A 20,045-nucleotide genomic window follows, 5' to 3' on the forward strand; every position below is an offset into this window, starting at 1 on the left:
CCGCCGGACCCTTGGACTCTTCGCGACCCGCCTGGACAGCTCGTCGAACCGCCGCTTAGGGTCGGGAGCCGAATCGTCGGGCGACCGCCCGGAACACCGGGAACCGTCCAGGAGCACGCACGTGGTCACCCTCGCCGATGTCGCCCGCCACGCCGGCGTCTCGGCCAGCACCGTCAGCTACGTGCTCAGCGGCAAGCGCTCCATATCCGGCCCCACCCGCGAGCGCATCCAGCACAGCATCGACACCCTCGGCTACCGGCCGCACGCCGGCGCCCGCGCGCTCGCCAGCAGCCGCACCGACATCCTCGCCCTGATGATGCCGCTGCGCACCGGCCTCTACGTGCCCGTGCTGATGGAGATCGCGATGGCCGTCACCACCACGGCCCGCACCCACGGCTACGACGTCCTGCTCCTCACCGGCGAGGAGGGCCCCGAGGCCGTCCGCCGCGTCGAGGGCAGCGCCGTCGCCGACGCCATGATCGTCATGGACGTCGGCCTCGACGACCCGCGCATCCCCTGCCTCCAGGCCGCCGAACGGCCCGCCGTCCTCATCGGCCTGCCCGCCGAGACCGCCGAGGCCGCCGACAGCACCGGACTCGACTGCGTCGACCTCGACTTCGAGGCCGCCGGAGCCCGCTGCGTCGAACACCTCGCCGCCCTGGGCCACACCGGCGTCGCCGTCCTCGGCGAACCCCCCGCCGTCTACGAGCGCGGCACCGGCTTCGCCGCCCGCACCCTCACCGGGCTGCGCGCCGCCGCCGCGGCCCACGGCGTCGGCCTGCTCCACCGGCCCGTCGACGGCACCTACGCGGCCGTCGCCGCCGCCGTCACCCGCGTCTTCGAGGAACGCCCCGGCACCACCGCCCTCGTCGTCCAGAACGAGGCAGCCGTCGAACCCCTCCTCGCCCTCCTGCGCCACCAGGGCCGCGCCGTCCCCGAGGACGTCTCCGTCGTCGCCATCTGCCCCGACCAGGTCGCCGTGCACGCCTCCGTGCCGCTCACCGCCGTCTCCGTACCCGCCCAGGAGATGGGCCGGCTGGCCGTCGAACGGCTCGTCGCCCGCCTCGCCGGACAGGACCCGCGCGGTACGGAGCTCATCGCGCCCCGGCTGACCGCGCGCGCCAGCACCGGCCCCGCCGCACCCGCCCCGCGCGCCGAGGACCGTCGTGGTCACGACGGACGCTGACACCGACGACCGCGCGACCGAGTTCCGGGCCTTCTTCGAGCGCCACTACGCCGAACTCGCGCGCCTCGCCCACCTGCTGACCGGCGAGACCGACGCCGCCGACGACCTCGCCGCCGACGCCATGCTCGCGCTGTGGCACCGCTGGGACCGGGTCCGCGCCGCCGACCACCCCGCCGCCTACGCCCGGGGCGTCGTCGCCAACCTCGTCCGCACCCGCATCCGCGGCACCGTGCGCGAACGCCGCCGCATCGCCGCCTTCTGGGACCGGCGCCCCGAGCACACCGAGGACCCGGACGTGCCCGCCGTCGTCGACGTCAGGGCGGCGCTGCGCGCCCTGCCCTTCCGCAAGCGCGCCTGCGTGGTGCTCCGGCACGCCTTCGACCTCTCCGAACGCGACACCGCCCTCGCCCTGGGCGTCTCGGTCGGTACGGTCAAGAGCCAGACCGCCAAGGGCATGGCCGAACTCCAGCGCCTGCTCGGCCCCCGGGCCGCCACCGAACTCGCCGCGGGAAGGCGCTGATGGACGAGACCAGGCTCCGCCGCGAACTGAGGGACGCGGCACACGCGCACCGCCCCGACCACGCCCGCATCCTCGCCCGGGTGGAGCGCGGCATGGCCCAGCCGTCCCCCGCCGGCCGGCGCACCCGGCCGCCCCGCCGGTGGACCGGCCGCCGCTGGGCCGTGGCCGTCGCCGTCACCGCGGCCGTCGCCGGGGTCGCCGGCATCGGCGGCCTCGCGGCGACCACCCTGGGCGACCGGCCGGCCGGACCCGCCGCCACACTGCCCGCACCCGGTCCGACCGCCCGCGCCGCCGGCACCATCGACCCCGGCAGCAACCGCTGGTGGGCCCAGAACGACCTCGCCCTCACCACGGAATCGGCCCTCTCCGGGCTCACCGTCGAACTGCGCGTCGCCCGCACGCCCGGCGTGGTGAGCACCGGCCACTGGCGCACCCGGCCCGCCGAGGACTTCACCGCCACCGTGACCGAGGAGCCCCGCGCCCTGGTCTACCGCTGGACCCTCAAGCCGGGCCGCGCGGTGCCGCCCGGCCCCCACACCTTCGCCGCCCAGTACAACCACGCCGAGGGCGTCCGCGACGCCTCGGCCGACACGTACACCGTCCTCCTGACCGCCCCCGACGGCGGCCGCACCACCCTCCGCGGCGGCTTCGGGAGCCCCCGCTGAGCTGACCCGCGCGTCGTCCCTCCCGTCCCCTGACGAGGACCACGGGCGGCAACCCGGCAACCCTTCCCCCCGCGGCGGCGACCTAGGGACGACCAGCCCGCACGCCGTCGAAGGAGCCGCACTCCGATGAGTCCGTACGACACCCCCACGCCCCCGTTCCGCCGCCGCACGCTCCTCGGTGCGGCGGCGGCCGGCACCGCGCTCGCCGCCGCCGGGGCGCTCGTTCCCGCGACCGCCGAGGCCGCCGGGTTCGGCTGGAGCGACGACGGCACGCAGTACGTCCTCGACACCGGCGCCGGACTGGTGTTCAAGGTGTCCAAGTCGACGGGCGACATCACCTCGCTCGTCTACAAGGGCAAGGAGTACGAGGGCTACGGGGGCAAGCACTCGCACGTCGAGTCGGGACTCGGCGCGTCCACCGTGACCCTCGCGCAGAGCGGCCCCACCGTGCTCGTCACCGTCGTCCACGGCACGCTGCGGCACTACATCGCGGCCCGCGCAGGACTGAACAACGTCTACCTGTGGACCGACAAGGCCGACACGTCCTTCACCGCCACCCGCTTCATCGCCCGGCTCAAGCCCGGGATCCTCCCGAACGAGGGCCCCGACTCGTGGGTCGAGGGCGCCGACACCGTCATCGAGGCCGGCGACGTGTGGCAGCGGGCCGACGGGCAGACCCGCTCCAAGCACTACTCCGGCGTGCGGGTCATGGACTACACCCACGTCGGCTACACCACCGGCTCGGTGGGCCTCTGGATGGTCCGCTCCTCCCACGAGAAGGCGTCCGGAGGCCCCTTCTACCGGTCCCTGCTGCGGCACTCGAACGAGCTGGGCGTCGGCCTGTACGAGATCCTCCACTACAGCCAGTCCCAGACGGAGGCGATGCGCTTCGGCCTCCAGGGCCCCTACCTGCTCGCCTTCACCGACGGCGGAGCACCCGACCCGGCGCTCCACGCGGGCAACCACGACACCTCCTGGGTCGACGGCCTCGGCATCCCCGGCTGGGTCGGCGCCGCCGGGCGCGGCCGGGTCGCCGGCGTCGGCCTCGCCGGCATGGACGCCGCCCACCCCTACACGGTCGGCTTCGCCAACGCCGACGCCCAGTACTGGACCCGCGCCGCCGCCGGCACGGGCGCCTTCTCCTGCCGGGGGATGCTCCCCGGCACGTACACCCTGACCGTGTACAAGGGCGAACTCGCCGTCCACACCGGCACGGTGACCGTCACGGCGGGTACCGCCACCGCCCTCCACACCCTCACCCTCGTCAACGACCCGGCCACCGCTCCCGCGATCTGGCGCATCGGCGACTGGGACGGCACTCCCGGCGCCTTCAAGAACGCCGCCCTCATGACGTACGCCCACCCCGCCGACGTCCGGGCCGCGTCCTGGACCGGGAACGTCGTCGTCGACGGCGGCGACCCGGCCGGGTCCTTCCCCTGCTACCTGTGGAAGGACGTCAACGACGGCGTCCTCGTGTACTTCCGGCTCACCGCCGCCCAGGCCGCCGCCGCGCACACCCTGCGGATCGGCGTCACCACCGCCTTCCTCAACGGACGCCCGCAGGTCACCGTCAACGACTGGGTCTCCGCCATCCCTTCACCGCCCACCCAGCCCTCGACCCGCTCCCTCACCAACGGCTCCTACCGGGGCAACAACCACACCTTCACCTACGTCGTCCCGGCGAGCGCCTGGAAGACCGACCCGAGCCAGTACAACGTCCTCAGGCTGAACATCGTCAGCGGCTCCTCCGGCACCGGTTTCCTCAGCCCCGGCACCGCGATCGACTGCCTCGACCTGCTGCCCTGACGCTCGGCCGGCGCCCGCGCCCGGCATTGACACCGGAGACGCGTGAATCGTCGCGATCTCGGTGTTGGTGCCGGTCAGGGGCGTGATGGGAAGCTGCGCCCATGGACATCTTCAAGACGACGAACGGACCGGTACGAGGCTTCCGGGCGTCCGCCGACGTCGTCGCCGTGCTCGGAATCCCCTACGCGGCACCGCCGTTCGGCGCCCACCGGTTCAGGGAGCCCGCCCCCGCCGCCGCGTGGACCGGAGTGCGGGACGGCACGGCCTTCGGCCCGATCGCCCCGCAGTCGGCGGAGCTGCCCGGCGCGCCCGTGTGGTCGCCCGGCGACGAGGACGTCCTCACCCTCAACGTCTGGACGCCGGCCCCGGACGGCGGCTCCCTGCCCGTCCTCGTCTGGATCCACGGCGGCGCCTACACCTTCGGTTCCTCGGCCCAGCCCGACTTCGACGGCCAGACCCTCGCCCGCGCCGGACTCGTCGTCGTCACCCTCAACTACCGCCTCGGCTTCGAGGGGTTCGGGCACGTACCGGCGGACGGGGCGGACGCGTACCCGGACAACCGCGGCCTGCTCGACCAGGTCGCCGCCCTGCGCTGGGTCCGGGACGACATCGCGGCGTTCGGCGGCGACCCGGGGAACGTGACGATCGCCGGCCAGTCCTCCGGGGCCGCCTCGGTCGCCTGCCTGACGGTGATGGACCGCGCCCGCGGCCTGTTCCGCCGGGCCATCGCCCACAGCCCCGCCAGCCCCTGCCACACACCGGAGATCGCGGCCGCGACCACCCGCGAGATCGCCGCCGCCGCGGGCCGCCCCGCCACGGCGGCGGGCCTCCGCTCGACGAGCCCGCAAGCCCTGGTCACCGCCTCCGACCGGGTGGTCGACGACTACCGGCGCGACCCCGCGTCGGGCTCCCGCCACTACGACCCCTCGCTCTACGCCCCCGTCCTCGACGGCGACGTCCTGCCCGCCGACCCCCTCGGCGAGCTGGCCGCCGGAGCCGCCCGGGACGTGGACCTCCTGGTCTGCCACACCACCGAGGAGTACTGGCTCCTCGACGCCGTCGGCAGCAGCGCGAAGGTCACCACCGAGGAGCGACTCGCCCGGTTCGCCCAGGACTTCGGCCTGCCCGACGGTCTCGTCGCCGGCTACCGGGCCGAACGCCCCGACGCGCCCGTGCTCGACGTCTACCTCGCCGTCTTCGGCGACCTCCTGTTCGGGGCGTACGCCGACCGGCTCGCCGAGCGGCACGCCCGGGGCGGCGGCCGGACGTACCTCTCGCGCTTCGACCGGCGCCGCACCGGCCCGGACGGCCCCGTGCGCGCCTGGCACTGCGCGGACGTCCCCTTCGCCTTCGGCAACGTCGACGATGACTCCGCGGCCTTCCTCATCGGCGGCGCCCCCACCACCGCCGACCACGAACTCGCCCGCCGCATGGTCCGCGCCTGGGCCGACTTCGCCGCCACCGGCGACCCGGGCTGGCCGCCGTACGACGAGGCCACCGCCGTCGCCAGGGTGTGGCGGACCCACGACCACGACGGCGACGGCCACGACGGCGACGGCCACGACGGCGACGGCCACGACGGCGACGGCCACGACGGTGACGACCGCGACCGCGCCGCCGTGCGCGCGCTCTGGGCGCCGGCCCCCTTCCCGCTCCTGCGCCCGTGAACGCCGGAAGCCACCCGGGCCCCCGACCGGGGCCCGGGTGGTGCGTCCGCCCCGCCCGTCAGGCGCAGGGCCGCCGGGGAGTCCAGTCGCCCAGATAGCCAGCCGGGGTCGTAGACGCGGCCTCGGCGGCGGTGAGTTGGGGACGGTTCTCCGGCACCGTGGTCACGGACCCGGGGCCGGTGTTGCGGTACTCGGCGAACCGCTGCGCCTGCCACGGGTAGACGTCGCGCATGTTCGCGTACGGGGCGGCGGTGTCGATCCCCGGACCCAGGACGCTGTCCCGCACGACGAGCGAGGGCCAGGCGGTGGTGTCCGAGCCGGGTACCCACGGACGGGCCAGCTTGTAGAAGCCGTCCGGTGCCACGCTGGTGACCCGGCAGCGGGCGGCGAGGAAGCCGGAGGCGTTGGCGCGGGCCGTGGACGGGGCGAAGACGAAGCCGTGCGGGGCCGAGGCGAGGTCGGGGCGGAGCAGCGTGCGGAAGTGGCAGTGCTCGAAGACCGCCCGGGCCCGTCCGAAGACGAAGTCGACGTCTCCTTCCACGTGGCAGTGGGCGAAGTACTGCCGGGCGACGGCGGCCAGGGACATCGAGTCGGCGTACAGGGTGTCCTGGTGGCCGAGGAACCGGCAGTGGAAGAACGCGGACCGGTCGCCCTGCACCTTCAGCGCGACGGCCTGCGTGCCGGGGTTCCCCGGGAGGTCGGTGCGCAGGAAGTCGTTGGCGAAGGTGACCCCCTGGGCGGTGAAGCCGTCCGCCTGGACGGTGGTGGTCGCCGAGCCGGTCGTGCCGTAGGTGCCGCCCTCGGGCCGGGGCGTGCCGGCGGCGTTGGCGTACACCACGACGACGTCCCGGGGGTCCCCGGTGGCGCCGATCCACGTCATGTCGGCGCGGGCCGGGCTGACGGCGACCGTCTCGCGGTAGGTGCCGGCGGCGAGGACCAGGGTCCAGCCGGTGCCGGCCGCCGCGGTCACCGCGGCCTGGACGGTCGCGTGGTCGCCGAGACCGCCGGGGTGCACGTACAGGGTCCGCTCGGTGAGCCGGCCGGAAGGCGAACCGAACCGGCCGAAGGGGGCCGGGGGAGCGGCGGTCGCGGTCCCGGCCGGCAGCGCCAGGGCGGCGGCGGCGCCGAGGCCGGCGGTGATCAGGGCGCGGCGTCCGGGGCCTTCGGCCCCGGTGGGGTGTGCGGGCATGCGGGTCCTCCTGGAGGTCTCAGCGGAGGCGGCCTGCGCCCGCGTGGTGGTCCACGAGGGCGGGCACGGCCCTCGGGTGGTCGACCCGGGTGCGGAGGACCGGGGTCCAGCCCGCGTCGGCGCGCAGCGCCTCGGCCGGGTACTGCTCGTTGTGGACGGCGAGCAGGTCGACCGGGGCGCCGTTGACGTAGTTGCCCGCGACCGTGACCGGTGCGTCCTTCCACTTCTTCAGGATCTTCCCGGCGGGGACACCCGCGGCGAGCGTGAACGCGTTTTTCTCGGCGAACAGTTGGGACTCCTGCCCGATGCCGAGGCTGTACACGTACGGCCCGTCCCGCACCACGAAGTGGTTGTTGTACGCGTCGACCTGCCCGAAGCGGACCCGCGGCGCGCGCTCCACGACGCCCTCGAAGAGGTTGTGGTGGAGCGTGACGCGCAGCCTGCCCCGGTCGGTGGCGCCGGCGCTGTCGCTGTTGCCGATCATCAGCGTCTTGTCGTGGTCCGTGAAGACGTTCCAGGAGGCGGTGACCAGGTCCGCGCCCCGCACGACGTCGAGCTCGCCGTCGTGCTGCTGGTAGACCTCCCCGTAGTACGAGGGCAGCGAACTGTCCGGGTGGGCCCCGTCGGTGAACGTGTTGTGGTCGATCCAGACGTGCGTGGAGCCGTACACGACCAGGCTGTCGTACTCGGAGTTCCACGCCCCGGTCGCGCCGTCCGTCGGGTCCCACTGGGGGAAGCAGTCGAGCGGACTCTCCAGGGTGAGGTCGCGGACGATGACGTTGTCCACGCCCTGCACCTGGAGGCTGCCGCCGGTGATGCCCGCGTGCCGGCCGACGCCGGTGATCGTGGTGTTCGGCGGCACCTTCACCTTGACGGCCAGGCCCTGGGCGGTGGCGGAGGCCGCCCGCAGGTCCTCCTGGGGACCGCTGACCTCGTTCTCGTACCCCCAGACGGCGGGGTCGTAGTCGGCGAGGTAGCGGGCGAAGTCGTAGCCGGGGGCCTCGAAGGCGGCGCAGCCGGCGGCGGTCGCGTTCAGGGTGCCGACCACCTTGACGATCCGCGGCTCGGTGCCGGCCACCGCGAGAGCGGCCCGGAACTCCTCCCAGGTGGTGACGGTGAAGACCCGGGAGGCCGCCGCGGCGGACCCGCCGGTGGTACCGGTGCCGTCGGAGGCCCAGCCGTCCCCGGCCGGCAGGGAGGCGCGGGCCGGGTCGGCGCCCGGCCGGTGACCGGCGTGGGCACCCGCCGCGGGGGCGGTGACGGTCAGGGCGAGGGCGGTCGCGGCCACCACTCCCAGTCGCTTGCGTCGGTTCACGGTCGGCTCTCCTCGGAAACGGGCCAGGTGATGCGGTCGGTGGATATCTCGTCGTCCAGGCGGCGGAGCTCACGCGGCGCGAGGACACGGGTGCGCAGGAGCTCGGTGGCCACCAGACGGGCCACCTCGATCGCCCCGGGCGGGTTGAAGTGCGTGTTGTCCTGTTCGGTCGCCGTCCAGTTGAAGTACGTCTTCGTCGCCTCGGGGCCCAGCTCCTGCCACAGGGCCAGTGACAGCGCCTCGATGTCCAGCAGCGGCACGTCGGCCTCCGCGGCCACCTCCCGCATCGCCGCCGGATACGCGCCGTGCGTGCGCAGGGCCGTCCCGTCGGCGGCGAACTTCCGCCGCTCCACGGAGGTGGCCAGCACCGGCAGGGCGCCCCGCGCCCGCGCGCCCTCGACGAACACCCGCAGGTTGTCCTGGTAGCCGGTCCACGGATCGGTGTAGCGGGCCGGGTCGGCGGTCTTCTCGTCGTTGTGGCCGAACTGGATCAGCAGCGGATCGCCGGGGCGCAGCGCCGCCACGATCGGTTCGAACCGGCCCTCGTCGAGGAAGCTCTTCGTGCTGCGTCCGTTGACCGCGTGGTTGGCGACCGCGATCCCCCGGTGCAGGAAGAACGGCAGCGCCATTCCCCAGCCGGTCTCGGGCGCCGCGTCGGCGTACTTCTGCGCGGCCGTCGAGTCGCCCGCGATGAACAGCGTCCGGTCACGGGGCCGGCCCAGCGCCTGCGCCGCGGGAGCCCCGGCCAGGGCGAGCGCGAGGCCCGCCCCGGCCGTGACGACCGAGCGGCGGCCGACGCTCACTTGGCCTGCTGCTTCCACTCGGCCTGGGCGGCGTTCAGCTGCTCGGCGAGGTGGTCGAGGAACTCCTTGGCGGTGGACGTGCCGAGGAGGACCTTCTGGAAGGCGGGCTCGTTGTCGGCCTTGGAGATGGTGTTCCAGTCCGGCAGGTAGTACGGCAGCTCGACGATGGTGGCCTTGCCGCTGAAGAGGACCTCGGCGCCGAGCTTGGTCGGCTCGGCCTGGGCGAGCCACGGGTCGGAGGCGGCCTCGGTGTTGGCGGGGATGGCGCCGGCCGACTCGTTCCACTTGCTGTTGGACGCGTGGGAGGCCGCGAACTCGATGAACTTCCAGGCGGCGGCCTTGTTCTTGCTCGACGAGAAGAGGCCTAGACCGTCGACCGGGTTGGACACCTGCACGCGGGTGCCGTCGTCCAGGGTCGGGTTGGGGATGCCCCGGAACTTCTCCGTGCCGAGCGCCTTCACGTGGTCCTTGTACGAGCCCAGGTTGTGGTTCAGCATGCCGATCTGGCCGCTGTCCCACTGGGCGACCATCTTGGTGAAGTCGTTGTTGACGTCGGCGGCCGGGGTGGTCCGCTTGAACAGGCCGGCGTACTTCTCCAGGGCGGCGACGTTCTTCGGGTCGTTGACGGTGGTCTTGTCGCCGCTCCAGAAGGACGTGATGCCGCTCTGGCCGTACATGGCGTCCAGGGCCTGGGCGATGGAGCCCGCGCCGCCGCGGATCGTGTAGCCGAAACGGTTCTTGTCCGCCGCCGTCAGCTTCTCGGCCGCCGCGTAGAACTTCGACCAGGTGGCGGGCTCCTCCAGGCCGGCCGCCTTGAACAGGTCGGTGCGGTAGTACAGCACGCCGTTGCTGGCGGAGGTGGGGACGGTGAACAGCTTGTCCCGGCCGCCGGCGGACTTGACGCTCGCGACCATGCCGGCGTTCAGCTTCCCCTTGAGGGAGCTGCCGTCGATCCGCGCGTCGAGCGGTTCCAGCGCGTCCTGCGCGGCGATCCCGGCGAGCATCGCCGCGCCGACGCCGCCGACGTCCGGCAGCGCGCCGCCCTGGATGGCGGTGTCGTACTTCGACTGGACCTCCTTGGAGGCGACCCCGACGTACTCGACGTCGATGTCCGGGTTCGCCTTCTCGAAGTCCGCGATGATCTCCTTCCAGACGTCGGTGCGGACGCCGCCGTTGTTGTCCCAGAAGGTGATCTTTCCCTTGCCCGATCCCTCGGTGCCCTTGTCGCCGCCCGCGCCGCTGCCGTCGTCACCGCAGGCGGTGGCGGTCAGGGCGAGGACGCCGGACAGGGCGAGGGCGAGGGCGGCTCTGCGCCGTCCGCCGGGGAAGATGGTCATCGTCGGCTCTCTTCTCTCGGGGTGTTGCGGGGATGGGGGGTGGTGCGGCGATGGGGATGTGGGGGAGCTCAGGGGGTGGCCCTCGGCTGCCAGGTCCTGCCCGGCACGTAGGGCCGTCTGCCCGTGGGCCGGGCGGGGCTCTCCGGACAGGACCTAGGGCGCTCGGGTGACGCGGAAGGCGGAGAACACGGCCGTCCCGGCCTGCCCCGCGCCCACCGGCGCGCCCGCGAACAGACCGAGGAGCGCGCCGACCCACCGCCAGGGCGTGGCCGCGAACTCAGGACCGAGCCGGACCGGTTCCACGGCGCCGTCGGAGGCGTACGAGAAGCGGCAGCGCGCGTCCGCGGTGACCTCGATCCGCAGCCGGACCCGGTCCCCGTCCAGGGGCCGGGAGTGCGCCGCGTCCCGCTCGGCCCCGGCGCCGGCCGGGGCGAAGCGGTGGACCAGGCGGACGGTGCCGTCGGGGGCCCGTTCGAGGCCGATCCACGCGTACGCGTCGCCCAGGACGACCAGCCCCGCGCGGGCACCGGGCGCCTCGCTGTCGAGCCGCAGCCCGACCTCGACGACGCGGGCACCGGCCGGCAGCCGCTGGGTGAGGACGTGCGGCACGCTCCGGAGGTCGTCCGGGCGTTCCGTGCGGACGCAGCCGAGCCGCAGGCCGTCACCGGCGTGGTGGCTGGCCCAGCCCTCGTCCGGGTTGGCGGTCCACTGCCACTGGCGGCCGTAGCGCCCGCCGGGGAAGGTGTCGTCGACCGCCGGACGCGCGACGGGCTGCTCGGGCAGGTCCGGCTTGCGGTGCACGCGGACCGGGGCCCCGCCGTCGCCGAGCACCGGCCAGCCGTCCCCGTCCCAGCGCATCGGCTGGAGGTGGACGACCCTGCCGTGCGCGCCCGCCTGCTGGAAGTGCAGGAACCAGTCCTCGCCGTGCTGGGTACGGACCCAGCCGCCCTGGTGCGGGCCGTTGACGTCGGTGTCGCCCTGCGCCAGGACGATCCGCTCCTCGTACGGGCCGGCGAACGACCGCGACCGGAGCGCACCCTGCCAGCCGGTGGCCACGCCCCCGACCGGGGCGAGGATCCAGAACCAGCCGTCGTGCCGGTACAGCTTGGGCCCCTCCAGGGTGAACCAGCCGGGAATCCGGTCGGCGTCCACGAGGACCCGGCCCTCGTCGAGGACCTTGGTGCCGTCCGGGCTCATCCGGTGCCCGACCAGCCGGTTGTTGACCCCGGCGCGGGACTTGGCGAGGGCGTGCACGAGGTACGCCTCGCCGGAGGCGTCGTCCCACAGCGGGCAGGCGTCGATCAGTCCCCGGCCGGCCTTCACCAGGTGCGGCGTGGTCCACGGGCCCCGTACCGAAGGGGAGTTGACCTGGAAGATCCCGTGGTCGGGATCGCCCCAGAAGATCCAGAACCGGCCGTCGTGGTGCCGGAGCGACGGCGCCCACACCCCCCGGTCGTGCTGCGGGGCGGTGAACGCGGCGGCCGGTTCGAGCCGTTCCAGCGCGTGGCCGACCAGGGTCCAGTTGACCAGGTCCCGGGAGTGCAGCAGCGGCAGCCCGGGGGCGCGGCCGAAGCTGGACGCGGTCAGGTAGTAGTCCTCGCCCACCCGCAGGACGTCCGGGTCCGACCAGTCCGCGTCCAGGACCGGGTTGCGGTACGTACCGTCGCCCAGGTCGCCGGTGGCGGTCGCCTCGCGGCCCGCGACCGTGTCCGCCGCGGGGGCGCCGGACCGACGGCCCCGGGCCGCCGCGGTCACGAGGCCACCGCCTTGCGGACCAGTGCCGCCGCCCCGGACCGGTCGAGGCGTCCGTCGGCGACGACGGTCACCACCCGCCGTACGAAGGTCTCCCCGGCCGGCACCGCGAGGCGCCCGGCGTGGGCGAGCGACGAACCGACCCCGGGGTACTCGGCGGCGCGGACGAACCAGGGGTCGCTGCGTGTCTGCGCGGTCGCCCCGGCGAACACCAGGGTCCAGTCCTCGCCCGCGAGGGCCACCCAGTCCGCGGCGAAGCCGTGCACGGCCGCCTCGCCGTCCGCGCCGGAGTCGCTCGCACCGCCGGCGCCGGAGTCGCTCGCACCGCCGGCGCCGGAGTCGCTCGCACTACCCGCGCCGGAGTCGCTCGCACCGCCTCCGCCGCCCGAGCCGAAGACCGTCGGCGTCGTGGCCTCCTTGGGGGCGCGCCAGAAGAAGCCGCCGTACGCGGCGCCGGGGCGGCCGTTGGTCGCGGGGCTCCCGATGGAGAGGTCGCGGCCCGAGGTGTTGGTGAGGGAGAAGGTCAGGTCGAGGGCCCAGGCGGAGTCGGTGAGGGGGGTGGCCGCCACGGTGCGGTGCTCGCGCAGGAGCCGCTCGCCGCCGGCGGTCCAGCTGAGTTCCTCGACGAAGCCGTCCGGGTCGCACAGCTTGAACCCGTCGTGCCGCTGCACGCCGTGGTTGTCGAGCGCGACGGAGCCGCGGTCGCGGACGAAGGTGCGGCCGCCCCAGAAGTTGTGGCCGGCGACGTCGGCGACGGCGATGCCCGCTCCCAGGTGGTGCGGGTGGTCGTCGGGCAGCGTCTCGGTGACCACGCGGCCGGCGAGGGTCGTGACGGGGTGCAGATAGGGCCGTGGCGCGTGGTCGGGCGCCAGGTCGGGCCGGGTGGTGTAGCGGGCGACGGTGCGGCCGGCGCAGCGCAGCAGGGTCGGCGGCTCGGGGCTCATCGGACCTCCGCCCGGTGCGACGGCGCCCAGGCGGCGCCGAGTTCGGAGAAGAGCCGCAGCGCGTCGGCGCTGGCGTCGACCAGCGCGTCGACGCCGTCGACGACCCGGCGCGGCGCGCTCTCCCCGGGCTCGGTGTGCCAGTGCGCGGCGGGGATCGGCAGCGGGTCCGGCGCCGTCCGTACCGCCTCGACGACCCGCATGAACGCGCCGGTCGCCGCCGGCGGCACCCACAGCGGCTCGCCGTCCGTGACGTGCGCGACGAGGTTCTCCAGGAGGTCGGTGCGGCCGTACTCGGTCTCCTCGGGTCCGTGTCCCGCGCGCTGGACGAGGACCCGGTCCTGCCGGTACCAGAAGGTGATCCGGCCGTGGGTGCCGTGGACGACGACGTACGGCTCCGAGGACTTCTCGGCGCAGAGCGTGGCGGCGACCGTGACCTGGGTGCCGGACGAGGTCACCACCCGTACCGCTGAGGTGTCGTCGGACTCGATCGCGTGCGCGTGGAGGAGCTCGGTCTCGATGTGCTCGACGTCCTCGGCGCGGGTGGAGCCGGACAGCGCGAGGGCCGTGGCGACGGCGTGGGCGAGCGGGTTGGTGAGCGCCCCGTCGACGACGTCGGCGCCGCCGAGCCGCCGGTGTCCGGCCCAGGGCGCGCGGCGGAAGTAGGCCTCGTCGCGGACCCAGGCGCCGGCCGCGCCGACCCCGAGGAGTTCGCCGATGGCGCCCTCCCCGATCATGCGGCGGATCGCGGGCACCGCGTGCGAGCCGAGCGACTGGAAGCCGATCTGGCAGGCCACGCCGGCGGCCTCGACGCCCTCGGCCATCCTGCGGAACTCCGCGTACGACGGGGCGGGCGGCTTCTCCAGGAGGATGTGCGCCCCGTGCCGGGCGGCGGCGAGGGTCATGTCGGTGTGCGTCTGGATGGGGGTGGAGAGCACGGCGATCCGGGCGCCGGTGGAGGCGAGGAGCGCCTCGAAGTCGGCGGACTGCTCGGGGTCTCCGATGCCGTCCAGTTCGGCCGCGTCCAGCGGGCGCAGCTCGCAGACCCCGGCGAGGCGGACGAGCCCGCGGTCCTCGAGGCGGCGGATGTTGAGGAGGTGGCTGCGGCCGTGGCCGCGGGCGCCCGCGAGGACGACCGGCAGCGGGGTGTGTGGGGCGTTCTCCTCGTTCGTGTGGGTGCCGTTCATCCCTTCACCGCCCCCGCGCTGAAGCCCGTGACCAGCCACTTCTGGATGAAGGCGAAGACGACGACGACCGGGACGGCGGCGATGACCCCGCCCGCGGCGAGCGCGCCGAGGTCGACGCTGTCGGCGCCCATGAGGGTGTTGAGGCCGACGGGGATCGTCTGCTTGTCCTGGCTGCTGAGGAACATCAGGGCGAAGAGGAAGTGGTTCCAGGCGTGGACGAAGGCGAACGAGCCGACGGCGACCAGGCCGGGCCGCAGGAGCGGCAGGACGACGATCCGGAAGGCGTGGAACCGGTTGCAGCCGTCGACCCAGGCCGCCTCCTCCAGGGAGTACGGCACGTTCCTGATGAAGCCGCCGATGAGGATCATCGACAACGGGAGCTGGAAGACGGTCTCGGCGATGATGACGCTGCCGAGCGAGTTGATCATCCGCAGCTCGGCGAAGATCTGGAAGAGCGGTACGAGGAGCAGCGCGCCCGGCACGAACTGGGAGCAGAGCAGGGCCAGCATGAAGCCCTTCTTGATCCGGAAGTCGAAGCGCGCGAGGGCGTAGCCGCCGGCCAGGGCCACGACCGTCGTCATCACCAGGACCGCGACGCCGATGAGCAGGCTGTTCTGGAAGAAGACGCCGAAGCTGCGCTCGTTCCACACCTTCTCGAAGTGCGCGGTGGTCATCGGCCAGGGCACGAGCGAGGTGGAGCCGGCGGGCCGGAGGGCGAAGAGCAGGATCCAGTAGAAGGGGACGAGGGTGAAGAGGAGGTAGATCCCGAGCGGCAGGTAGATCTGCCAGCGGGGCACCTCGTCCCAGGCCCGGCGCCGGCCGCGCGTGGCGGCGGGCGGGGTCCGGTCGGGCGGCGGGGCGGCCGCGGGGGCGGCCGGGGCCGCGCTCAGGGTGGACTCGGCTGTCACTTGCCGTCGCCTCCGAACTTGCTCAGGCGCAGATAGACCATCGAGCAGAAGAGAAGGATCACGAACGCCACCGTGGTGAGGGCGGAGGCGTATCCGAAGTTGTGGGCGTCGACGCTGGTGTGCGCGACGTACAGCGGCAGGGTGGTCGTCTCGCCCGCGGGGCCGCCGCCGGTCAGCGTGTACAGCAGGTCGACGTTGTTGAACTCCCAGACCGCCCGCAGCAGCGTCGACAGCACGATCGCGTCCCGGATGTGGGGGAGCGTGATGTGGACGAACTGGCGGATCCGGCCCGCCCCGTCGACCTCGGCCGCCTCGTACAGGTCCTTCGGTACGGACTGGAGGTCGGCCAGGATGAGGATGGCGAAGAACGGCACCCCGCGCCAGAGGTCCGCGACGATCGCCGCGGGGAACACGGTGGAGGTGTCGGAGAGCCAGGACGTGCCGTACGTGCCCAGGCCCAGGTCCGCCAGGTAACGGCTGATGCCCGTCTGGGAGTTGTAGAGCAGCACCCAGATCGCCGAGGTGAGCACGCCCGAGACCGCCCACGGCGAGAACACCAGGGCCCGGCCCAGGGCGCGGCCGACGAACGTCTGGTTCACGATGAGGGCCAGCGCGAGCCCGAAGAGGAGCTGGAGCGTCACCTCGACGACGACCCACTTCAGGCTGAAGGTCAGCGTCCCCCAGAAGTGGGGGTCGTCGGTGAGGATCCGCGTGAAGTTGTCCAGGCCCGCGAACCCGTTCCGCCAGGGCTTCGTCGGGTTGTAGTGCTGGAGGCTGTAGTAGAAGACGCTGAGCACCGGGTAGGCGATGAAGCCCAGCATCAGCAGTCCGGCCGGGGCGATCAGCAGGTACGGCAGTCGGCGGGGGTTCGCTCCCGTGCGGCGGCGTGCCCGTGCCGGTACGGCCGGGGGCGGTGGGGTCACAGCTGAGGCCATGACGGCGGCTCCGTTCTCGGTGAAGCGCTTCGCGAACGACGTTCGAGATTTCGGACAGGCGGGACGAGGGCGGTCTCGGGCGGTCTCGGGCGGTGGAACGGGGTGGTTCGGCGCGGGTCGGCCCGCGTGCGGTTCGGGGGTGGTTCGGGGCGGTGTTCGGCCCCGTGTGCGGATCGGGGGTGTTCGGGGTGGTGTGCGGATCGCGTACGGATCGGGGGTGTTCGGGGCGGGCTCAGCCCGCGTACGGATCGGGGGTGGTTCCCGGCCGGGCCAGGAACGCGAAGTCGCAGCCCGTGTCGGCCTGGGAGATCTGCTCCATGTACAGCGCGCCGTAGCCGCGCTCGTACCGGGCAGGCGGCGGTGTCCACGCGGCCCGGCGGCGGCTCAGCTCCTCGTCCGTGACGTGCAGGTGGAGGGAGCGTGCCGCGACGTCGAGGGTGATCGTATCGCCCGTGCGGACGAGGGCAAGGGGGCCGCCGACATGGGACTCGGGCGCCACGTGCAGCACACAGGCCCCGTAGCTCGTCCCGCTCATCCGGGCGTCGGAGATCCGGACCATGTCCCGTACCCCCTGCTCCAGGAGGTACCGGGGGATGGGCAGCATGCCGTACTCCGGCATCCCCGGGCCGCCCTTGGGGCCCGCGCCGCGCAGCACGAGCACGTGGTCGGCGGTGATGCCGAGCGCCGGGTCGTCGATGGTCCGCTGCATCGTCCGGTAGTCGTCGAAGACGACCGCCGGGCCGGTGTGCCCGAGCAGCCGGGGCTCGGCCGCGATGTGCTTGATGACGGCGCCGTCCGGGCAGAGGTTGCCGCGCAGCACCGCGACCCCGCCCTCGGCGGCCAGCGGCCTCGCCCGGTCCCGGATCACGTCGTCGTCGTGCACGAGCGCGCCGGCGAGCTGCTCGCGCAGGCTCCCGTGCGAGACCGTCGGCCGGTCCAGGTGCAGCACGTCGGTGAGCCGCGACAGGAAGCCGGTCATGCCGCCCGCGAAGTGGAAGTCCTCCATCAGGTACCGCCCGCCCGGCCGCAGGTTCGCCAGCACCGGCACCGTCCGCGCGAGCCGGTCGAAGTCGTCGAGGGTCAGTTTCACCCCGGACCGCCCGGCCATGGCGATCAGGTGGATGACGGCGTTGGTCGAGCCGCCGAGCGCCAGGACCGCGGCGACCGCGTCCTCGTACGCCTCCCGGGTCAGCAGTTCCGACAGCCGCAGATCCCGCCGTACGAGCTCCACGATCCGCAGGCCGGAGGCCGCTGCCATCCGGTCGTGCCCGGAGTCGACCGCCGGCACCGAGGAGGCGCCCGGCACCGTCACGCCCAGCGTCTCGGCGGCGGCGGTGAGCGTGGACGCCGTGCCCATCGTCATGCAGTGGCCCGGGGAGCGGGCGAGTCCGCTCTCCAGCTCGGCCATCTCGCAGTCGCCGATCAGCCCGGCCCGCTTCTCGTCCCAGTACTTCCACATGTCCGTACCGGAGCCGAGGGTCTCGCCGCGCCAGTGGCCCGGCAGCATCGGACCCGCCGGCACGAACACGGTCGGCAGGTCGACCGAGGCGGCGCCCATCAGCAGCGCGGGCGTCGTCTTGTCGCAGCCGCCCATCAGGACCGCCCCGTCCACCGGGTACGAGCGCAGCAACTCCTCCGTCTCCAGGGCGAGGAGGTTGCGGTAGAGCATCGGCGTCGGCTTCTGGAACGTCTCCGAGAGGGTGGAGACGGGGAACTCCAGCGGGAAGCCTCCGGCCTGCCACACGCCCCGCTTCACGGCCTGGGCCCGGTCGCGCAGATGGACGTGGCAGGGGTTGATGTCGGACCAGGTGTTGAGGATCGCGATCACCGGCTTGCCGAGGTGCTCCTCGGGCAGGTACCCGAGCTGCCGGGTCCGGGCCCGGTGACTGAACGAGCGCAGCCCGTCCGTGCCGTACCACTGGTGGCTGCGGAGCTCTTCGGGCCTGCGGACACCGCGGTCGGACTCGTGGCCCCCACCGTCGGCTGCGGGGCTCGCGTCGGTGGGCACGTGGCTCGCGCCGTCGGGCTCAGGGCTCGCGGTGGTGGCCTCAGGGTCCGCGGTGGTGGCCTCAGGGCTTGCGGTGGTGGCCTCAGGGTTCGCTCCGTCGGACTCGCGGCTCATATCGGCCACCCGCCGACGATCGCCGCGACCTCGGCCCGCGCCGCTTCGGGGAGTTCACGGCTGGGTGGGCGGATCGCGCGGCGGCACAGGCCGAGGGAGGCGAGGGCCTCCTTGACCACGGTCACGTTGTCGGCGCTGCCGTTCGCCGCGCGCAGCTCCTCGAAGCGGCGGATCCGCTCCCACACCTTCATCGCCGTCGGGTAGTCGCCGGCCCGCAGCGCGTGCAGCATCTCCAGGGAGAGCCCGGGGGAGACGTTGACCAGGCCGGAGGTGAAGCCGGTCGCGCCGCTCGCGAAGTACGCCGGGGCGTACGGCTCGGCGAGGCCCGCCACCCACACGAACCGGTCGAGGCCCGCGTCCCGCGCGAAGCCGGCGAACCGGGCCGCGTCCGGCACCGCGTACTTCACGCCGACGACGTTCGGGCAGGCGGCGCCGAGCTCGGCGAGCCGGGCCCCGCCCAGGAGCGGGTTGCGGATGTAGGGGACGACGCCGAGTTCGGGGACGGCCTCGGCGATGGCTCGGTGGTAGTCGACCCAGCCGCTCTCGGAGACGTACGGGTGGACGGGCTGGTGGACCATCACCATGTCGGCGCCGGTGGCGTGGGCGTGCCGGGCGGCCTCGACCGCGGTCGGCACGTCGTGGCCGACGCCCACCAGGATCACGGCCCGCCCGCCCGCCTCCTCGACGGTCGCCTCGGTGACGGCGCGGCGCTCCTCGGGGGTGAGGGCGTAGAACTCGCCGGTGTTGCCGTTCGGGGTGAGGGTGCGGACCCCGCCGTCGAGCAGCCGCCGCAGCAGGGCGCGGTGGGCGGCGGTGTCGACCGAGCCGTCCTCGGCGAAGGGGGTGACCGGGATCGCCACGACGTCGGCGAGGGCGGTCCTCAGTGTCTCGAATTCCATGGTGCCTCGCAGTTCGTTCACGGGCCGTGCGGCCACGGGGTGGGCGCACGGCCCGCTGTTCACGGGGAAGGGGGTGTCGGCGCGGTCGCGTCCGCGCGCTTCGTCGTCGGCCGGTCGCGGTGACCGGGCGGCGTGACCGACGCGATCCGAAAGGACAGGACGGACAGGCCCTAGGGGAAGGCACGTTCGACGAAGGAGGCGATGTGGTCGTGTACGGCGCGGCCGGCCCCGTCGACGTCACCCGCGACGGCCAGCCGCAGGATCTCCTCGTGCTCCGCGGCCTCGCGTTCCCAGGAGGGGACGGCGGCCCAGGCGACCGTGGAGACCAGGGCGGCCTGGTCACGAACCTCGTCGAGCATCCGGCCGAGCAGCGGATTGCCGCAGGGCAGGTAGAGCGCGCGGTGGAACTCCCGGTTGGCCAGGGAGCGTTCCGCCGGGTCCTCGGCTCCGGCGGCCAGGCGCAGTGCCTCGTGCGCCGCGTCGAGCGGGGCGCCCGAGGCGACCGCGCGGCGGACCGCCTCGGGCTCCAGGAGCAGCCGCACGTCGTAGACGGAGCGCGCCATGTCCGCGTCGACCATCCGGACCGTGACGCCCTTGTACTGGCTCATCACCACGAGCCCGCTGCCCGCGAGGGTCTTGAGCGCCTCGCGCACCGGGGTCTTCGACACCCCGAAGCGCGCGGCGAGTTCGGTCTCCACGAGCGCCTGGCCGGGTCTGAGGCCCCCGGTGAGGATGTCGTGCTTGATCGCCTCCAGGACGTACTGGGTGCGGGACGGGATGGGGCTGGGGGCGAAGGCCATGGAGCACTCTCAG

Annotated in this window: 17 protein-coding genes; 5 read left to right on the forward strand and 12 right to left on the reverse strand. The window is 73.8% G+C overall.

Annotated elements, in window-relative coordinates:
• Nucleotides 1-121: 121 nt before the first annotated feature.
• The 5 genes from MRBLMG1_RS02230 (at nt 122) to MRBLMG1_RS02250 (ending at nt 5,844) form a co-directional block, all read left to right on the forward strand.
• Nucleotides 122-1,186 (forward strand): LacI family DNA-binding transcriptional regulator, encoded by a 1,065-nt coding sequence (locus tag MRBLMG1_RS02230; RefSeq protein WP_367820105.1) that lies wholly within the window; start codon nt 122-124, stop codon nt 1,184-1,186.
• Nucleotides 1,167-1,706, forward strand: coding sequence for a SigE family RNA polymerase sigma factor (locus MRBLMG1_RS02235; RefSeq protein WP_367820107.1), 540 nt, complete (start codon nt 1,167-1,169; stop codon nt 1,704-1,706). Before MRBLMG1_RS02230 ends, MRBLMG1_RS02235 begins: the two co-directional genes overlap by 20 nt.
• Complete coding sequence (locus MRBLMG1_RS02240; RefSeq protein ID WP_367820109.1) at nt 1,706-2,371, forward strand: hypothetical protein; 666 nt, start codon at nt 1,706-1,708, stop codon at nt 2,369-2,371. The genes MRBLMG1_RS02235 and MRBLMG1_RS02240 overlap by 1 nt, the downstream gene beginning before the upstream one ends.
• A 126-nt stretch (nt 2,372-2,497) precedes the next feature.
• Nucleotides 2,498-4,177, forward strand: a complete 1,680-nt coding sequence (locus tag MRBLMG1_RS02245; protein WP_367820111.1) for a rhamnogalacturonan lyase B N-terminal domain-containing protein — start codon at nt 2,498-2,500, stop codon at nt 4,175-4,177.
• 101 nt (nt 4,178-4,278) lie between these two features.
• Nucleotides 4,279-5,844: a carboxylesterase/lipase family protein gene (locus MRBLMG1_RS02250; RefSeq protein ID WP_367820112.1), complete on the forward strand. Its 1,566-nt coding sequence runs from the start codon at nt 4,279-4,281 to the stop codon at nt 5,842-5,844.
• A gap of 58 nt (nt 5,845-5,902) precedes the next feature.
• Here the strand turns inward: MRBLMG1_RS02250 and MRBLMG1_RS02255 are convergent, their stop codons facing one another.
• The 12 genes from MRBLMG1_RS02255 to MRBLMG1_RS02310 form a co-directional block, all read right to left on the reverse strand.
• Nucleotides 5,903-7,033 (reverse strand): pectinesterase family protein, encoded by a 1,131-nt coding sequence (locus MRBLMG1_RS02255; RefSeq protein ID WP_367820114.1) that lies wholly within the window; start codon nt 7,031-7,033, stop codon nt 5,903-5,905.
• Between the two features lie 19 nt (nt 7,034-7,052).
• Nucleotides 7,053-8,348, reverse strand: a complete 1,296-nt coding sequence (locus MRBLMG1_RS02260) for a pectate lyase family protein (RefSeq protein WP_367820116.1) — start codon at nt 8,346-8,348, stop codon at nt 7,053-7,055.
• Complete coding sequence (locus MRBLMG1_RS02265) at nt 8,345-9,151, reverse strand: rhamnogalacturonan acetylesterase (RefSeq protein WP_367820118.1); 807 nt, start codon at nt 9,149-9,151, stop codon at nt 8,345-8,347. The genes MRBLMG1_RS02260 and MRBLMG1_RS02265 overlap by 4 nt, the downstream gene beginning before the upstream one ends.
• Entirely contained in the window at nt 9,148-10,488 is a 1,341-nt protein-coding gene (locus tag MRBLMG1_RS02270; RefSeq protein WP_367820120.1) for an ABC transporter substrate-binding protein, read from the reverse strand. The genes MRBLMG1_RS02265 and MRBLMG1_RS02270 overlap by 4 nt, the downstream gene beginning before the upstream one ends.
• 153 nt (nt 10,489-10,641) lie before the next feature.
• Nucleotides 10,642-12,243, reverse strand: coding sequence for a glycoside hydrolase 43 family protein (locus MRBLMG1_RS02275; protein ID WP_414721473.1), 1,602 nt, complete (start codon nt 12,241-12,243; stop codon nt 10,642-10,644).
• The gene (locus tag MRBLMG1_RS02280; RefSeq protein WP_367820122.1) at nt 12,240-13,184 is read right to left on the reverse strand and encodes a PmoA family protein; all 945 of its coding nucleotides are present in this window, start codon (nt 13,182-13,184) and stop codon (nt 12,240-12,242) included. Before MRBLMG1_RS02280 ends, MRBLMG1_RS02275 begins: the two co-directional genes overlap by 4 nt.
• A complete protein-coding gene (locus MRBLMG1_RS02285) occupies nt 13,181-14,368 on the reverse strand; it encodes a Gfo/Idh/MocA family protein (protein WP_367820124.1) in 1,188 nt (395 codons plus the stop codon). The genes MRBLMG1_RS02280 and MRBLMG1_RS02285 overlap by 4 nt, the downstream gene beginning before the upstream one ends.
• Nucleotides 14,365-15,276, reverse strand: a complete 912-nt coding sequence (locus tag MRBLMG1_RS02290; RefSeq protein ID WP_367820126.1) for a carbohydrate ABC transporter permease — start codon at nt 15,274-15,276, stop codon at nt 14,365-14,367. The genes MRBLMG1_RS02285 and MRBLMG1_RS02290 overlap by 4 nt, the downstream gene beginning before the upstream one ends.
• Nucleotides 15,273-16,211 (reverse strand): carbohydrate ABC transporter permease, encoded by a 939-nt coding sequence (locus MRBLMG1_RS02295; RefSeq protein ID WP_367820128.1) that lies wholly within the window; start codon nt 16,209-16,211, stop codon nt 15,273-15,275. Before MRBLMG1_RS02295 ends, MRBLMG1_RS02290 begins: the two co-directional genes overlap by 4 nt.
• Before the next feature lie 232 nt (nt 16,212-16,443).
• Nucleotides 16,444-18,333 carry an L-arabinonate dehydratase gene (araD, locus tag MRBLMG1_RS02300; RefSeq protein WP_367820317.1) on the reverse strand — a complete coding sequence of 630 codons (1,890 nt, stop codon included), beginning with the start codon at nt 18,331-18,333 and terminating at the stop codon, nt 16,444-16,446.
• On the reverse strand, nt 18,330-19,232 hold the full coding sequence (locus MRBLMG1_RS02305; protein ID WP_367820130.1) for a dihydrodipicolinate synthase family protein: 903 nt from the start codon (nt 19,230-19,232) through the stop codon (nt 18,330-18,332). The genes araD and MRBLMG1_RS02305 overlap by 4 nt, the downstream gene beginning before the upstream one ends.
• A gap of 170 nt (nt 19,233-19,402) precedes the next feature.
• Nucleotides 19,403-20,032 (reverse strand): GntR family transcriptional regulator, encoded by a 630-nt coding sequence (locus tag MRBLMG1_RS02310; RefSeq protein ID WP_367820132.1) that lies wholly within the window; start codon nt 20,030-20,032, stop codon nt 19,403-19,405.
• Nucleotides 20,033-20,045 lie beyond the last annotated feature (13 nt).

The sequence above is a fragment of the Streptomyces sp. LMG1-1-1.1 genome (genome assembly GCF_040815545.1).
Lineage (GTDB): Bacteria > Actinomycetota > Actinomycetes > Streptomycetales > Streptomycetaceae > Streptomyces.

Bases quoted from the DNA above. Each gene is read 5' to 3' on its own strand.
- MRBLMG1_RS02285 (WP_367820124.1), bottom strand. From the start codon at position 14,368: ATGAACGGCACCCACACGAACGAGGAGAACGCCCCACACACCCCGCTG.
- MRBLMG1_RS02295 (WP_367820128.1), bottom strand. From the start codon at position 16,211: ATGGCCTCAGCTGTGACCCCACCGCCCCCGGCCGTACCGGCACGGGCA.
- MRBLMG1_RS02270 (WP_367820120.1), bottom strand. From the start codon at position 10,488: ATGACCATCTTCCCCGGCGGACGGCGCAGAGCCGCCCTCGCCCTCGCC.
- MRBLMG1_RS02240 (WP_367820109.1), top strand. From the start codon at position 1,706: ATGGACGAGACCAGGCTCCGCCGCGAACTGAGGGACGCGGCACACGCG.
- MRBLMG1_RS02280 (WP_367820122.1), bottom strand. From the start codon at position 13,184: ATGAGCCCCGAGCCGCCGACCCTGCTGCGCTGCGCCGGCCGCACCGTC.
- MRBLMG1_RS02310 (WP_367820132.1), bottom strand. From the start codon at position 20,032: ATGGCCTTCGCCCCCAGCCCCATCCCGTCCCGCACCCAGTACGTCCTG.
- MRBLMG1_RS02245 (WP_367820111.1), top strand. From the start codon at position 2,498: ATGAGTCCGTACGACACCCCCACGCCCCCGTTCCGCCGCCGCACGCTC.
- MRBLMG1_RS02305 (WP_367820130.1), bottom strand. From the start codon at position 19,232: ATGGAATTCGAGACACTGAGGACCGCCCTCGCCGACGTCGTGGCGATC.
- MRBLMG1_RS02255 (WP_367820114.1), bottom strand. From the start codon at position 7,033: ATGCCCGCACACCCCACCGGGGCCGAAGGCCCCGGACGCCGCGCCCTG.
- araD (WP_367820317.1), bottom strand. From the start codon at position 18,333: ATGAGCCGCGAGTCCGACGGAGCGAACCCTGAGGCCACCACCGCAAGC.
- MRBLMG1_RS02250 (WP_367820112.1), top strand. From the start codon at position 4,279: ATGGACATCTTCAAGACGACGAACGGACCGGTACGAGGCTTCCGGGCG.